The sequence below is a fragment of the Micromonospora sp. M51 genome (genome assembly GCF_018070305.1).
GTDB classification, from domain to species: domain Bacteria; phylum Actinomycetota; class Actinomycetes; order Mycobacteriales; family Micromonosporaceae; genus Micromonospora; species Micromonospora parva.
The window spans coordinates 1-15,174 of sequence record NZ_JAGPXZ010000053.1; the positions used below are offsets into that span (position 1 = coordinate 1).

Annotated in this window: 15 protein-coding genes; 7 read left to right on the forward strand and 8 right to left on the reverse strand. The window is 70.3% G+C overall.

The window, feature by feature from the left end; all coding sequences use genetic code 11:
- Window positions 1-238 (forward strand): hypothetical protein (locus KBX53_RS05225; protein WP_210857988.1); only part of this gene is annotated, 238 nt, incomplete at its 5' end.
- A 152-nt stretch (window positions 239-390) separates the two neighbouring features.
- Here the strand turns inward: KBX53_RS05225 and KBX53_RS05230 are convergent.
- The gene (locus tag KBX53_RS05230; RefSeq protein ID WP_247675136.1) at window positions 391-1,659 is read right to left on the reverse strand and encodes an Nramp family divalent metal transporter; all 1,269 of its coding nucleotides are present in this window, start codon (window positions 1,657-1,659) and stop codon (window positions 391-393) included.
- Between the two features lie 225 nt (window positions 1,660-1,884).
- Here KBX53_RS05230 and KBX53_RS05235 point away from each other — a divergent pair, with 225 nt between their 5' ends.
- The 3 genes from KBX53_RS05235 to KBX53_RS05245 are packed head-to-tail and all read left to right on the forward strand — an operon-like array spanning window position 1,885 to window position 4,189.
- Window positions 1,885-2,292, forward strand: a complete 408-nt coding sequence (locus KBX53_RS05235; RefSeq protein ID WP_030335957.1) for a GntR family transcriptional regulator — start codon at window positions 1,885-1,887, stop codon at window positions 2,290-2,292.
- Window positions 2,293-2,312: 20 nt separating this feature from the next.
- On the forward strand, window positions 2,313-3,203 hold the full coding sequence (locus KBX53_RS05240) for an ABC transporter ATP-binding protein (RefSeq protein WP_030335959.1): 891 nt from the start codon (window positions 2,313-2,315) through the stop codon (window positions 3,201-3,203).
- On the forward strand, window positions 3,200-4,189 hold the full coding sequence (locus KBX53_RS05245; RefSeq protein WP_030335961.1) for an ABC transporter permease: 990 nt from the start codon (window positions 3,200-3,202) through the stop codon (window positions 4,187-4,189). The genes KBX53_RS05240 and KBX53_RS05245 overlap by 4 nt, the downstream gene beginning before the upstream one ends.
- Before the next feature lie 120 nt (window positions 4,190-4,309).
- Here the strand turns inward: KBX53_RS05245 and KBX53_RS05250 are convergent, their stop codons facing one another.
- The 7 genes from KBX53_RS05250 to KBX53_RS05280 form a co-directional block, all read right to left on the reverse strand.
- Window positions 4,310-5,080: an ABC transporter permease gene (locus tag KBX53_RS05250; protein WP_210857989.1), complete on the reverse strand. Its 771-nt coding sequence runs from the start codon at window positions 5,078-5,080 to the stop codon at window positions 4,310-4,312.
- Window positions 5,077-6,045, reverse strand: a complete 969-nt coding sequence (locus tag KBX53_RS05255) for an ATP-binding cassette domain-containing protein (protein ID WP_210857990.1) — start codon at window positions 6,043-6,045, stop codon at window positions 5,077-5,079. The genes KBX53_RS05250 and KBX53_RS05255 overlap by 4 nt, the downstream gene beginning before the upstream one ends.
- A 141-nt stretch (window positions 6,046-6,186) precedes the next feature.
- Complete coding sequence (locus KBX53_RS05260; protein WP_247675139.1) at window positions 6,187-7,392, reverse strand: ROK family transcriptional regulator; 1,206 nt, start codon at window positions 7,390-7,392, stop codon at window positions 6,187-6,189.
- 169 nt (window positions 7,393-7,561) lie between these two features.
- Window positions 7,562-8,665: a sugar-binding protein gene (locus KBX53_RS05265; protein WP_210857992.1), complete on the reverse strand. Its 1,104-nt coding sequence runs from the start codon at window positions 8,663-8,665 to the stop codon at window positions 7,562-7,564.
- A 52-nt stretch (window positions 8,666-8,717) separates the two neighbouring features.
- Window positions 8,718-10,016: a multiple monosaccharide ABC transporter permease gene (gene mmsB, locus KBX53_RS05270; protein ID WP_030335973.1), complete on the reverse strand. Its 1,299-nt coding sequence runs from the start codon at window positions 10,014-10,016 to the stop codon at window positions 8,718-8,720.
- On the reverse strand, window positions 10,013-11,560 hold the full coding sequence (gene mmsA, locus KBX53_RS05275; protein WP_030335974.1) for a multiple monosaccharide ABC transporter ATP-binding protein: 1,548 nt from the start codon (window positions 11,558-11,560) through the stop codon (window positions 10,013-10,015). Before mmsA ends, mmsB begins: the two co-directional genes overlap by 4 nt.
- A 545-nt stretch (window positions 11,561-12,105) precedes the next feature.
- Window positions 12,106-13,284 carry an alcohol dehydrogenase catalytic domain-containing protein gene (locus tag KBX53_RS05280; RefSeq protein ID WP_210857993.1) on the reverse strand — a complete coding sequence of 393 codons (1,179 nt, stop codon included), beginning with the start codon at window positions 13,282-13,284 and terminating at the stop codon, window positions 12,106-12,108.
- Between the two features lie 137 nt (window positions 13,285-13,421).
- On the opposite strand from KBX53_RS05280, the gene KBX53_RS05285 reads away from it, so the two are divergent.
- From KBX53_RS05285 to KBX53_RS05295, 3 genes are all read left to right on the forward strand, one after another.
- Window positions 13,422-14,006, forward strand: coding sequence for a TetR/AcrR family transcriptional regulator (locus tag KBX53_RS05285; protein WP_210857994.1), 585 nt, complete (start codon window positions 13,422-13,424; stop codon window positions 14,004-14,006).
- On the forward strand, window positions 14,003-14,836 hold the full coding sequence (locus KBX53_RS05290; protein ID WP_210857995.1) for an alpha/beta fold hydrolase: 834 nt from the start codon (window positions 14,003-14,005) through the stop codon (window positions 14,834-14,836). Before KBX53_RS05285 ends, KBX53_RS05290 begins: the two co-directional genes overlap by 4 nt.
- Window positions 14,837-15,015: 179 nt before the next feature.
- Window positions 15,016-15,174: a hypothetical protein gene (locus KBX53_RS05295; RefSeq protein ID WP_210857996.1), complete on the forward strand. Its 159-nt coding sequence runs from the start codon at window positions 15,016-15,018 to the stop codon at window positions 15,172-15,174.

Consider the following 15,174-nt stretch of genomic DNA (forward strand, 5'->3'; position numbering starts at 1 on the left):
CCCTCCTCCGGAGGCGGACGCCCTTGAGCAACGACAGGACGCGTTCGACGTCGGCCCGCCGGACCGGGTGTCGGGTGACGTGGACCCGGAGGCGGCCGAGGCCGACCTGGCCGAGCAGGGCGCCTTCCCGGCGGGCACGCTCGAGGAGGTGACGTCGCTGCCGGCCGACGCCAACCCGGCGGACGCCCTCGAACAGCGTCAGGAGATCCCGGCCCGCGACGAGGGACGTCGCACCTGAGCCACGCCCGCCCCGCCACCACACGGGCCCAGCCGACCTGGTCTTCAACGGGTGATGCCTGTGAGTCATAAAGATGACCCACGGGCATCATGCTCGTGGGGAGTCGAACCCAGGCGGCCCGCCGGCTCAGCCGGCGGCGCTGACCGGCCGGCTCAGCCGGCGGCCACCTGCCAGAGGAGGAACGCGTTGAGCGCGACCACCAGCACGGCCACCAGGGACGCGGCGGCGGTGGTGAGCGGGTGGTTGACGAGGTTGCCCATCAGGTCGCGGCGGCGGGTGAAGGCGACCACCGGGATCAGCGCGAACGGGATGCCGAAGCTGAGGATGACCTGGGACAGCACGAGCGCCCGGGTCGGGTCGAGGCCGATGGCGAGCACCCCCAGTGCGGGCAGCAGGGTGACCAGCCGACGCAGCAGCAGCGGGATCCGGCGCCGCAGGAAGCCCTGCATGATCACTTCTCCGGCGTAGGTGCCCACGCTCGTGGAGGCGAGCCCCGAGACCAGCAGGGCGACGGCGAAGCCGAACGCGGCGGCGGTCCCGATGCTCTGGCCGAGCCCGGCGTGCACCCCCTCCAGACTGTCCGCACCGCCCGGGCCACCGCCCCGGAAGCTGGCCGCGGCGATCAGCAGCATGGCGAGGTTGACCGCGCCGGCCACGCTCAGGGCGAGCAGGACGTCGGTGCGCTGACCGCGGAACAGGATCCGACGCTCGCCGTCGTCGGCGGCGGGAATGCGGTCCCGGGTGAGCGCGGAGTGCACGTAGATGACGTGCGGCATCACTGTCGCGCCGAGGATGCCGGCGGCCAGCAGCACGCTGTCCGTGCCCTGCAGGCGCGGCACCAGACCGGCCATCGCCGAGCCGGGATCGGAGCCGGAGGCGAGCAGGTTGGCGGCGAAGGCCAGCACGATCACCCCGAGCAGGACGGCGATGGCGACCTCGAAGGCGCGGTAGCCGCGTGAGCGCAGCGCGAGCACGGCGAACGCGGCGGTGCCGATGATGATCCCGCCGGGCAGCAGAGGAATGCCGAAGAGCAGGTACAGGGCCACCGCCCCACCGATCACCTCGGCCAGGTCGGTGGCCATGGCGACCAGCTCGGCCTGCACCCACATCATCCGGTTCACCGGCCGGGGCAGGCGTTCCCGGCACAGCTCGGGCAGGCTGCGCCCGGTGGCCAGACCCAGCTTCGCGGTGAGGGTCTGCACCAGCATCGCCATCAGGTTGGCCACCACCACGACCCAGACCAGCAGATAGCCGTAGCGGGCACCGGCGGCGGAGTTGGTGGCGAAGTTGCCGGGATCCACGTAGGCGACGGCGGCGACGAACGCCGGGCCGAGCAGGATCAGCCGGCCGCGTACCCGGCCCCGGGCGCGAGCGGCCTGTAGTGGAGTCGTCCTCGACGTCGTCAGTTCGTTGGTGACCATCGAACCCCTCCCCCTCCACGCGGATCGCTGCCGGTCCCTTCCCGTCGGGCTGGCCCGTCGGGGCCAACCGCTGGCCTGCCGGTGCCACCTGGACCGGCCCGGCACCCGCGAGCCGACAGTGCGCGCGGGGGTGAACGGGCCGGGGCGGGCTTGACAGCTCACCGGGCACCGATGAAGCTGTCTATTAGTCCTACTGTCGTAGGACAACAGGAAGGATCATCGCGAGTGATCGAGTTCGTACTGGACAGCCGGTCGAAGGTGAACACCTACATGCAGCTCGTGCAGCAGGTGAAACAGGCGCTGCGGGTCGGCCTGCTGACGCCGGGAGACCAGTTGCCGAAGGTCCGGGACGTCGCGCAATCCCTGGCGATCAACCCGAACACGGTGCTGAAGGCGTACCGGGAGTTGGAGATCGAGGGTCTGGTCGGCGGCCGGCCCGGGGTGGGCACCTTCGTCCAACGCACCCTGGCCGGGGCGTCCCTGCCCAATCAGGCCGAGTTGCGCGACGACCTGGTCGCCTGGCTGCACCGGGCGCAGGCCGCCGGCCTCACGGCCGAGGACGTCATCGCCCTGGTGGAGACGACGCTGCGCGCCACCCTCGCCGACGACGCCCCGCAGAAGGAGCCCGCGTGAACGCAACGAGAGGACAAGGGATGGACATGGTCTTGGAAGCAGACCGGCTCGGCAAGCGGTACGGCAGCACCTGGGCGTTACGGGACTGCTCACTGCATCTGCCGGCCGGGCGGATCGCCGCGCTGGTCGGGCCCAACGGCGCGGGCAAGAGCACGCTGTTGCACCTGGCCGTCGGGCTGCTCAAGCCCACCGAGGGCACGGTCCGGGTGTTCGGCCGGTCTCCCTACGGCGACACGGACGGGCTGGCCGACATCGGCTTCGTCGCCCAGGACACCCCGCTGTACCGGGACTTCACGGCGTCCGAGTTGGTCATCGCCGGCGGCAAGCTGAACAAACGGTGGGACGCGGGGTTGGCCCGCAAGCGGCTGGCCCAGCTCGGCATACCGCCGGACAAGCCGGTCGGTAAGCTCTCCGGCGGTCAACGGGCCCAGGTCGCGCTCGCCCTGGCACTGGCCAAGCAGCCACGGCTGCTGCTGCTCGACGAACCGGTCGCCAGCCTCGACCCGCTGGCCCGACGGGAGTTCCTCCAGTCGCTGATGGGCAGCGTCGCGGAATCAGGCACCACCGTCCTGCTCTCCTCACACCTGCTGGCCGACCTGGAACGCGTCTGCGACTACCTGATCGTGCTCAACGCCTCCCAGGTGCAGCTCACCGGCGCGGTCGACGACCTGGTCGCCGAGCACCGGCAGCTGGTCGGCCCCCGTCACGACGGCGGCGTCATCGGGGGCGTCACCGCCGTGATCCGGGCCAGCCACACCGACCGGCAGACCACCCTGCTGGTCCGCACCGACGGGCCGGTCACCGATCCGGCCTGGACGATCCGCGAGGTCAGCCTGGAGGACGTCGTGTTGGCCTACCTGGCCGACGGCACCACGCAGACCAGTCACAGCGAGTGGGGAGTGGCAGCATGATCTGGTTGACCTGGCGGCAACACCGCAAGCAGGCGTTCTTCACAGTGCTGGCGCTCGCGGCGCTGGCCGCCATGCTGGTGCCGATCGGTCTGTCGATGCGACACACCTTCTCCGATCTTGGGCTGGCGGACTGCGCACGTCAGCTCGCGGACACCAATGTGACGGCGGCGACCAGGGAGGCCTGCGACGCGGGTTTCCGCCGCTTCGGCAACCAGTACAGCAGCCTGAACCTGGTGGCCGTACTGCTGGTCTCCCTGCCGGTGCTGGTCGGTCTGTTCTGGGGTGCACCACTGGTCGCCCGCGAGGTGGAGCACGGCACGCACCGGTTCGTCTGGACCCAGGGCGTCGGCCGGACCCGCTGGGCCCTCGTGAAGTTCGGGCTGGTGGGCGCGGCCGTCCTGGTTCTCGCGGCGGTCTACGGGCTGGGCATGTCGTGGTGGGTCGACCCGCTGACCCAGGCCGCGTACGAGGGCCGGCTCGGCATGATCGTCTTCGACCTGCAAGGCATTGCGCCGATCGGCTACACCCTCTTCGCCGTCGCGCTCGGCATCTTCGCCGGCACGATGTGGAAGCGGATGCTGCCCGCCATGGGCATCACCCTCGCCGGGTTCATCGGCGTACGGGCGGCGGTGGAGATCCTGGCCCGACCGCACTACCAGCCGGCCCGCACCCAGACCTTCCCGATCGAGGGGGAAGGGCCACCGGAGGTCAGCCGGGGGGACTGGATCCTCACCCAGGGTGTGCGCAACCCGGACGGGACGATGATCGCGGAGGACACCCGGATCCAGTGCCCGCCGGGCGGGAAGGCCCCGGACGGCCGGGTCTGCGGGGCCGAGTTGGGCCTCGAACCGGGCGCGTACAACTGGCAGCTGTACCAGCCGGCGGACCGGTTCTGGCTGTTCCAGGGAATCGAGACCGGCATCTTCGTCGCCCTGGCCCTGCTCCTGCTCTATCTCGCCGTCCGCCGGGTCCGCCGGATCGCCTAGCCGGTTGACGGGTGCTCGTCGGGGCGGCGGGGGCCTCGGCGATCACCCGTCAGCGGGGAAGGTCCACGGTCAGCGACAGCCAGGACGCGAGGTCGCGCACCTCGTCGTGCACGGCGGTGGTCACGTCGGGGGTGAAGGGCACGTCCTCGTGGATGGCGTGCACGGTGAGGATGCCGCGCCGACGATCGGCCGTGGCGTCCAGCTTTCCGACGAGCCGGTCGCCGACAGCGGGTTCCACGCGGCCACCGCACCGAGCCAGGCGGGCATGGTGGACGGTGCCACGAACGCGTTGGAGAGGAAGCCGAGCGGAAACTCCAGGGTCTGCACGGCCACCACGGCCGTCTGTCCACGGGTGACCAGCCCGAGGAAGATGCCGACCCAGATCAGGGCGAAGCGCAGCAGCAGGATCAACCCCACCGCCGCCAGCGTGGCCGCGGCCCCGCCGTGCGCCCGCCACCCGATTGCCAGACCGGTCAGCAGCAGGACTCCGAGGGTGACCAGCGCGAACAGCATGTCGGCCACCGCCCGGGCCGCCAGCGGCGCCAGCGGGGAAACGGGCATCGATCGGAGCCGGTCGGTCACGCCGCGCTCCAGGTCCTCGGCGACGGCCACCGTGGTGAGGCTGATGCCGAAGACCATGGTCATCACGAACATGCCGGGCATCAGGAACTCCCGGTAGCTGCCGCCGCCGGGCACCTGCAACGCGCCACCGAACAGGTAGGCGAACATCAGCACGATCAGGATGTTGAAGCCGAGCGAGGCGATCAGCGGGCCGGGGTCGCGTCGCCACCGGGCCAGGTTGCGCCAGATCAGGGTGCCGCTGTCGGCCAGGAGGGCGGGACGGCCGGGCGTCAGATCCACCGCCGGGGCCGGCATGCTCACCGCGCTCATGCCATCACCTCGGCGGTCGGTGCCCGGTCTCCGGTGAGGTGCAGGAACACGTCGTCCAGGGTCGGTCGGCGCAGCGCGACGTCCGCCACCGGGACGTTCACGGCGTCGAGCGCCCGCAACACGTCGACGAGCGCACCGGCCCGGTGACCGACCCGGACGCTCACCATCCGCCGGTCCACGTCGACAGTCGGTTCGTCCTCGACCGCCCGGCGGACCTCGGCGACGGCGACGGCGAGGTCGGTCGGCGCCGCGACGACCACCTCGATCCGGTCGCCGCCGAGCCGGGTCTTCAGGTCGTCCGGCGTACCCTCGGCGATCACCCGGCCGGCCTCGACCACCGAGATCCGGTCGGCGAGTTGGTCGGCCTCGTCCAGGTGCTGGGTGGTGAGCAGCACTGTGGTGCCGGTGCGCACCAACTCCCGGACCGACTCCCACACCTCGTTGCGCCCGCGCGGGTCCAGCCCGGTGGTGGGCTCGTCGAGGAAGAGGACCGCGGGGGCCAGGATCATGCCGGCCGCCAGGTCGAGCCGGCGGCGCATCCCTCCCGAGTACGTGCTGACCGGCTGCTCGGCGGCGTCGGCGAGACCGAAGCGTTCCAGCAGCTCGGCCGCCCGCTGCCGGGCCCGCCGGCGACCGAGGTGGAACAGCCGGCCGAAGAGCACCAGGTTCTGCCGACCGCTGAGCGCCTCGTCGAGCGCGGGATGCTGCCCCACCAGACCGATGCGGTAGCGCACCTGGTCGGGCTGGTTCGTCACGTCGAACCCGGCGACCTCGGCACGACCCTCGTCCAGCCGTAGCAGTGTGGACAGGATCCGTACCGAGGTGGTCTTGCCGGCGCCGTTCGGGCCGAGCAGGCCGCACACCGTTCCCTGCGGCACCCGCAGGTCGAAGCCGTCCAGCGCGTACCGCTCCCGGTATCGCTTGCGCAGCCCCTCGGCCGCTATCGCGTCGCCTCTTGTCGTCACAGCGCTCCCTCACCACGTTGTCAACACGCCTACCGTACAACATACGGTAGAGCGTACGGGAATGCTGAGCGCGTCGAAGCCCGCAGCACAGCGAGGGAGGTGAGAAGGGGGAGCCCGCCGGAGCCGGCGGGCACTTCACGGCTAGCCGGGCTCGTTGGTCCCTACCTGGCCCGCGACGCCGACGTTCAGCGGGTCGGCCAGGAGCTTGTCGAACGCCAACTCGGCGGCACCGATCAGGACCGCGTCGCGCCCGAGTGCCGCCGCACGCAACCGCAGGTGCTCACGGGAGGCCGGCAGTGGCATGGTGTCCAGGCGGTCCCGGACCACGTCCGCCCCGGCGGTGAAGATGTCGCGCAGCGCGCCGCCGAACACCACGAGGTCCGGGTTGACCACGTTGACCAGATTCGCCACGCCGAAGCCGAGCCAGTCCGCCACCTGCTCGACCGCCGCGCGGGCGGTCGGGTCGCCGTCCGCCGCCGCGCGCAGCACCTCGGCCACCGCCGCGCGGTCGCTCGGGTCACGGCCCGCGTGGCGCAACAGCGCGGCTTCGGAGATCTCGGTTTCCCAGCAGCCGCGTGAACCGCAGCCGCAGGGCAGGCCGTTGGGATTGACGACCATGTGGCCGACCTTGCCACTGTGACCCCGGTGGCCGACCACCAGTCGGCCACCGATGATGATGCCGGCGCTGATGCCGAGGTCGCCGTGCAGGTATATGACGTCGTCGACACCGACCGCGACGCCGCGCACGTGCTCGGCCAGGCCGGCGATGTCGGCAAGGTCGCCGGCCACGAAACCGGGGCCGGCGCTGAACTCCGCCCCCAGCGCGGCGCCGAGCGTCTCGTCCATGCTGGCGATCCGGATCCTGCCGTCCGGGTCGCGGGTGGTGTCGGTGACCCCGGCGGCGCCGCCGACCAGCAGCGCGTCGCCCACCACGGCGCGTTCCATGTCCCGGACCAGGTCGGCGAGGGGTCCGACGGCGTCGATCGCCGACATGCCGCTGGGTCGCGGGAGCTCCCGCCGATCGAGGCTCTGCCCGCCGAGTCCGACCCGGGCGGCACGCAGCCGGTCGGCGTCGATACTCAACGCGTGGGCGTAGACCCGGTCGGAGCGGGGACTGACCACCAGTGAGGGGCGGCCGGCGCGGCGGGTGGTGGCCGGCGCCTCCTCGGTGACCAGGCCGCTGGTGACCAGGTCGGCCGCGAGGGCGCCGATGGTGCTTCGGTTGAGCCCGAGCCGGCTGGTCAGCTCGGCGCGGGACGTCGGTCCGTGCAGGTGGACGTAGCGCAGAACAGCGCCGAGGTTCTGCCGCCGGATCTCCTCCTGGCTGGCGCCGGGGAGCGACGGCAGCGGGGATTCAGCGTTGCGGCCGACGCCGGCTGGCCTGGACCGTACTGGTGCCGCCACGGTCAGACCTCCTTCCGGGTCGATGCCGGTTGGTGCGGGGGTGCACTGACGACGATGGGTCCCGGAAGAGGAGACCCGGGACCCATCGGCGTTGCTACCTACCGTGCGGTGATTACTTGGTGAGCGGCGCGAGCTTCGGGTCGTTGGCGTACGCCTCAGCCGCGTTCGCCTTGGTGACGGCGACCGGCGGGAGCAGGAACGTGTCGACGACCTTGCTGCCGTTGTTGTACGACTCGGTGTCGTTCACCTGCGGCTTGTCACCGGCCTGGAGAGCCTTGACCATGTTGATGGTCTCCTTCACCAGGTTGCGGGTGTCCTTGTTGATCGTCATGTACTGCTCGCCAGCGACGATCGACTTGACCGACTCGACCTCGGAGTCCTGACCGGTGACCACCGGGATCGGCTTGCCGGCACCCTTGACCGAGGTCAGGATGGCGCGGGCCAGGGTGTCGTTCGGGGAGAGGACGCCGTCCAGCTCCTTGTTGCCGTAGGTCGAGGTCAGCAGCTGGTCCATGCGGGCCTGCGCACCCTCGGCCTTCCAGCCCTGGATGGCGGTCTGCTTGACGTCCTTCTGACCCGAGGCGACAACGACGTTGCCCTTGTCGATCTCCGGCTTGAGCACGTCCATCGCGCCGTTGAAGAAGACACCGGCGTTGTTGTCGTCCGGCGAGCCGGAGAACAGCTCGATGTTGTACGGGCCGTTCGGCTTCTTGGCCTTCATGCCGTCCAGCAGGGCCTGGCCCTGGAGCTGGCCGACCTTGAAGTTGTCGAACGCGACGTAGTAGTCGAGGTCCGGCGTGTTGGTGATGAGCCGGTCGTACGCGATCACCTTGACACCGGCGGCGTGCGCCGCGGCGACCTGGGTCGACAGCTGCGCGGCGTCGGTGGCGCCGATGACGATGACCTTGGCGCCCTTGGTGGTCATGGCGGTGATCTGGGCCTGCTGGTCGGCGACAGTGGTCGACGCGCCCGCGTACTGCACGTCAGCCTGGAAACCGGCCTCCTTGAGACCGTTGGTGAACAGGTCGCCGGCGAGGACCCAGTTCTCCGAGGTCTTGGCCGGGAGGGCCACGCCGATCAGGGAGTTGGCCGCGAAGCCCTTGGCGGCCTCGCCGCCGGAGTCGCTGTCGCCGTCACGGCCGGAGCCGCAGCCAGCGAGGGCCAGCATGGCGGCGGCGCTGACCGCGACCACCGACGTGCCGAAGAATTTACGCATGGTGAGGACTTGCCTTTCTTGAGGTGTAACAGGGTGGTGAGGTCGGTGGCCGTCAGCCGGACACCGCTGCCTTGGCGGGCTCGCGCTCCGCGTCCGGCGGTGAGGCGGGTGGGGCGGAGTCGTCGCGGCGGAAGGGCCGCATCAGGCTCCCGATGATGGAGAAGCGCCCCTGGCTCTTGTTGTAGACGTCGATCGCGACGGCCAGCAGCAGGACCAGGCCCTTGATGATCTGCACCCGGTCGGTGCCGACGCCCATCAGCTGCAGGCCGTTGTTCAGCACGGCCATCACGAGACCGCCGACGATCGAGCCGCTGATGGTGCCGATGCCGCCGGAGACGGCAGCACCACCGATGAAGACCGCGGCGATGGCGTCCAGCTCCCAGCCGTTGCCGTCCTGCGGTCCGGAGGCCGCCGAACGGGCCACGAAGATCATGCCGGCCAGCGCGGCCAGGACGGACATGTTCATCATGACGAAGAAGTTGACCCGCTTGAGCTTCACGCCGGACAGCTCGGCCGCCCGGGAGTTGCCGCCCACCGCGTAGATGTGCCGGCCACCGGCCGTGTTGCGGGTGTAGAAGGAGTACGCGATCACCAGGACCAGCAGGATGATGCCCGAGATCGGGAAGCTGGTGCCGACGCGACCACTGGCGAAGCGCAGTGCCGCGAAGGCGATCACGCCGACCATGATGGCCATCCGCAGGATGGAGATCCACATGGGCGCCGGGTCGGCGTCCATCGCCCGCCGGGTCTTGCGGGCCTGGATCTCGCGCCACACCACTGCTACCGCTGCGGCCAACCCGAGCAGCAGCGTGGCGTTGTTGTAGCCGGTGTTCGGACCGAACTCGGGCAGGAAGCCGGAGCCGATCTCCCGGAAGCCCTCCGGCACCGGAATGGTGTTGGCGTTACCGATGTACTGGTTGCCACCACGGAACAGCAGCATGCCGGCCAGGGTGACGATGAACGCCGGCACCCCGATGTACGCCACCCAGAAGCCCTGCCAGGCGCCGATGATCGCGCCGATGGCGAGGCCGAACAGGATGGCGACCGGCCAGGGCAGCGACCAGTCGGCCATCGACTTGGCGACCAGGATGCCCGCGAAGGCGGCGACGGAGCCGACCGAGAGGTCGATGTGCCCGGCCACGATCACCATGAGCATGCCGATGGCCAGAATCAGAATGTACGAGTTCTGCTGGAACAGCGCGATCAGGTTGTCCGACCGCAGGGTGAGGCCATCGGTCAGGATCTGGAACAGGACGACGATCGCCACCAGGGTGAAGATCATCCCGAACTGGCGAGCGTTGGAGGTCGTGCCTCCAAACAGGTTCTTCTGAAGGTCCTTGATACGGCTCATCGGGTGGCCAACTTCTTCGTCGAGGTCATCTGCTTCATGAGGGTCTCCGGGGTCGCGTCCGCCCGAGCGATCTCGCCCGTGATGGCGCCCTCGAACACGGTGTAGATGCGGTCGCAGAGCCCGATCAGCTCAGGCAGCTCCGAGGAGATGACGACGACGCCCTTCCCCTGGTCGGCGAGCCGCTGGATGATGCCGTAGATCTCGTACTTGGCGCCCACGTCGATGCCGCGCGTCGGCTCGTCGAGGATCAGCAGGTCCGGGTCGGTGAACATCCACTTCGCCAGGACGACTTTCTGCTGGTTGCCGCCGGAGAGCTTGGAGACGCTCTCGTCGACCGTCGGGGCCTTGGTCCGCAACTCCTTGCGGTACGCCTCGGCCGCCTGGTATTCCTCGACCTCGCTCAGCACGCCGTGGTGCGAGATCTTGGACAGCTTGGCCGCCACCGTCGACGACTTGATGTCGTCGAGCAGGTTGAGGCCGATCGCCTTGCGGTCCTCGCTGACGTACGCGAGCCCGTTGTCGATCGCGTCCGCGACCGACTTGAGGACGATCTCCTTGCCGTCCTTGATGATGGTGCCCGATTCGTACACGCCGTAGGAGCGGCCGAAGACACTCATCGCGAGTTCCGTGCGGCCCGCGCCCATCAGACCGGCGAAGCCGACGATCTCGCCGCGGCGCACCACGAAGCTCTCGTTCTTGCAGACCTGCCGGTCGGCGGAGATCGGGTGCCGGACGTTCCAGTTGCGGACCTCGAAGAAGACGTCACCGATCTTCGGGGTGTGGTCCGGGAAACGGCTGCTCAGCTCGCGGCCGACCATGCCCCGCACGATCCGGTCCTCGTCGACCCCGTCCGCCTTGACGTCGAGGGTCTCCACGGTCCGGCCGTCGCGCAGGATGGTGATCTGGTCCGCGATCGCCTCGATCTCGTTCAGCTTGTGCGAAATCATGATCGAGGTGATGCCGCGGGACCGGAAACCGCGCAGCAGGTCCAGCAGGTGACGGGAGTCGGCCTCGTTCAGGGCCGCCGTGGGCTCGTCCAGGATGAGCAGCTTCACGTCCTTGGCGAACGCCTTGGCGATCTCGACGAGCTGCTGCTTGCCGACCCCGATGTCCTTGATCAGGGTGTCCGGGTCTTCTTCCAGGCCGACCCGGGCCATCAGGTCCAGCGCCATCCGGTTCGCGGCCTTCCAGTCGATCGCGCCCCGCTTGCGCGGTTCGTTGCCGAGGAAGATGTTCTCGGCGATCGACATCCCGGGAATGAGCGCGAGCTCCTGGTGGATGATCACGATGCCAGCGTTCTCGCTGGCCCGGATGTCGGAGAACTTGCTCTCCGACCCCTGGTAGATGATCTTGCCGTCGTAGCTGCCGTGTGGGTAGACCCCGCTGAGCACCTTCATCAGGGTGGACTTGCCCGCACCGTTCTCGCCGCAGATGGCATGGATCTCGCCGGCGCGAACCACCAGGTTGACGTCGGAGAGGGCCTTGACTCCGGGGAACTCCTTGGTGATGGAGCGCATCTCAAGGAGGATCGGCACGTCGCTCATAGCTCGTACCACCTCGCCAACGTCATCGGTTGCCTCCGGAAGGTTGAACCTTCACTTGGTTTTGTTGTTGACGGCAACGTATTGCGGCCGGAGGGCTATCCGCAAGGCGAGAGACTGTTGAAAAAGTAACAATCCGGCAATATAGACGTGGCAGAGTATTCGCCCGTCACAGCCACCTCAGCAGCCCCTCCGGGCACCTTCGCCTGTCGGTGGCAACGTTGTCAAATGGAGCGCGACGCCGCTATCGACTCCTGCCACCCTCCCCAGGCCGGCCACCAGGCACGATCCCGCCAGGCGCCCGAAGAGGGCAGCGGGCGAGGCGATCGCCAGCATTGAATGATCTTGATCGAGCCGCAGGGCGGTCGACGCCCCCAGGACGGCACCACAGCCGTCGGCCGCCGGTGTGACCCACGCCTCTGCGCACGGGTCGAATCGACGATGATCGTCTCGTCAGGCCCCGGACCAGGAAGTGGACTGCTCCCCAACGTCCCTTACGGGCGAATCGGGGCGGTTCGCCAGCGCCGCGCCCGCGCGATGCCTGCCGGTCAGGACGGGCGCAGCACGGCCTTGATCACCCCGTCCTCCCGGCGGTCGAAGCGCCGGTACAACTCCGGGGCGTCGGCGAGGGTGCCGTAATGGGTGACGATCATGCTGGGCCGCGCTCGACCGGCGACGACCAGGTCGCGCAGCAGTGTGGTGTACCGGCGGTCGTGGGTGCGACCGAACCGGACCGCGACCCCCTTGGCGAACAGCGCTCCCCATGGCGCGACCAGGTCCTCCTGGCCGTCAGCACCGGGGGCGGGGTGCGGGTCCCGGTCCGGGTAGACACCGGCTACCGCGATCGCGCCGGCGGCGTTGACCAGCCGGGCGGCGTCGGTGATGACCTGGTTCGGACGCTCCCGGTCCGGGTGCTCCCGGTCACGTGCCTGGAACCCGACCGCGTCGATGACCTTGTCGACCCCACCCAACTTCTCCTCGCCGAGCGGCAACCCGGCCCGGGCCCGATCGGCGCGGATCTGCTCGACCGGGTCGCCCCGGCGGAAGTCGACAGGCACCGCGCCGACCTCGCCGGCCTTGTCGAGGCGGGCGTCGACGCCGTCGACGGAGTACACCACCCGGGCGCCGCGCAGCAGTGCCGAGTAGGCGCCGAGCAGACCGATGGTGCCGGCGCCGAAGACCGCCACGGTGTCGCCGGGCTCGACCTCGGCGAGGGCGGCGGCGGCGTGCCAGCCGGTGACGAACGCGTCGGCGAGCAGCACGAAGTCGTCCTCGTACGCGTCTCCCGGCTCGCCGGGCAGCGGCACACAGTTGGCGTCGGCCCACGGCACGCGCAGCAGGTCGGCCTGCGCACCCCGGTACGGACCCATCCCCGCGTACCCGTACGCCGCGCCCGGCCCCTCGGCCCGGGCCCGCAGGCAGGCCGCCGACAGCCCTCGGGCGCACATCACACACGTTCCGCAGAACAGGTGCGTGGGGATCACCACCCGGGTGCCCGGCCGCACGGTCTGCACCGCCGCGCCCACCTCCTGCACGACACCCAACGGTTCGTGCCCGAGCACCAGACCCGGCTCGGCGCTGGTTCGTCCGTCGTACATGTGCAGGTCGGTGCCGCACAGGGCGGTGGAGGTGATCCGCACCAGCGCGTCGGTCTGCGCCTCCAGTGTCGCGTCGGGCACCTCGCGCACCTCGACCGTCCGGACGTCGGCGTACACGACGGCTCTCATCACGGATCTCCTGTTCGGCGCTGGGCCCGGCGGTCTTCCCCCGGCTGCGCCGTTCATGCCGGGCCGGCCCCACGGGGCGCGCCGCCGGTGCTATCTTAGGGCCCCTAAGTTTCCGCTTAACGAGACAAAGGTTCGGTATGCCACGGCAGGGTCTGACCAGCGCGCGCGTCTCGGCCGCCGCAGCCGAGCTGGCGGACGCGGTCGGCCTGTCCCGGTTGACCGTCGCGGCCGTCGCCCGACACTTCGGGGTCTCCGACGCCGCCCTGTACGTCCACGTCCGCAGCCGCGACGCGCTGATCGAACACGTCGCGGTGCGGGCGGCGGCCGCGTTCGCCGACGCGCTCGCGCTCGCGGTGGCGGGGCGGGCCGGCCACCAGGCCCTCATCGGGTTCGCCGACGCCTGGCGCGCCTTCGCCGTGACGCACCCCGGGCAGTACGCGGCGACCCAGCTTCAGCTGCCGCCCGAGGTCGGCACCCGGTCGGCGGGGCACCTGCGCCTGATCGAGCTGAGCTACGCGATGCTGCGCGGGTACGGGCTCGACGAACCGGCACTCACCGACGCGATGCGGTTCGTCCGCAGCACCTTCCACGGCTTCACCAGCCTCGAAACGGTCGACGGTTTCGGGCATCCCCGCAGCGTCGACGCGTCGTGGCAGTCGATCCTCGACGCGGTGCACACCACGTTGAGCAACTGGCCGACCGAGACCCGGGAGCAGCAGTGAACAGCCACGACCAGTCGATCGAGTCGACCGACGGGACCCGCCTGGTGGTACGACGCCTGGGCGTCGGGGACCCCGTCGTCCTGGTGCACGGCTCGGGTGGCGGGCTGCACTCCTGGGCCGCCGTCGCGGAGCACCTCGCCCACGACCACGAGGTGTGGCTGCCGGCCCGGCGCGGCTACGGTCCCAGTGACGTCCCGGCCGGCACCAAGTCCTTCCGGCACGAGACCGCCGACCTGATCGCCGTCATCGAGTCGGCCCGCCGATCCTCAGGCCGACCGGTCCATCTCGTCGGTGCGTCCTATGGAGCGACAGCGGCGCTGCACACCGTCCTGGCCGATCCGCGCCCCGTCCGCTCGCTGGCCGTCTTCGAGCCGCCGCTCTTCGCGGCCGGGGCGGAGATCGCGCCGCCGCTCGACCGGTACCGTGCCGCCTTCGATCGCGACGACGCCGCCGCGATGGCCGCGGCCCTGAACGACGTCACCCGGGTTCCGGCCGAGGTCGTCGCCGCGATCGCCGCCAGCATGGGCGACCGGGTGCCCGACCCGGTCGAGGCGCGCCGCTCGGCGGTCGGCTGGCTGCACGACCTGGAGGCTCTCGCGCAGGACAGCACGGACATCAGCCGGTGGTCCTCGATCGCCGTACCGACTCTCCTCATGGCCGGCGCGGACACCTGGGAGCCGATGCCCACCACGATGGCCACCCTCGCGGCGACGATCCCGGCGGCCCGTTACCTCGTCTGGCCAGGTCAGTCGCACTTCGTGACGATGACGGCGCCCACCCTGGTCGCCGACGCGCTGCGGCAGTTCTTCGCCGAGGCCCCGCCGCTCTGACCCCACCCGCCCGCACGGCGGCGGCCGGTGGTGCACCGGCCGCCGCCACGGACCACCATCGGCTGACCGGACAACGGTCACTGACCGTCCACTCCGGGCAACACTGCGCGGTCACTCAGTAGCATCGACGAGTCACGATTTTCAGGCGGACCACTCCCCGACCGGATCGAGCACTCGCCATGACCACCGAGCAGACCACGTCTCCCCCGCGAGCCGGTGTCGGCATCGCCGCTCAGGGGCTGGGCCAGAGCGTGCGAGGCGGCCGCCAGATCCTGGCCGACATCTCGCTGAGCATCGCGCCGGGCGAGCTGGTCGCGATCGTCGGCGGCTGGCGCTAA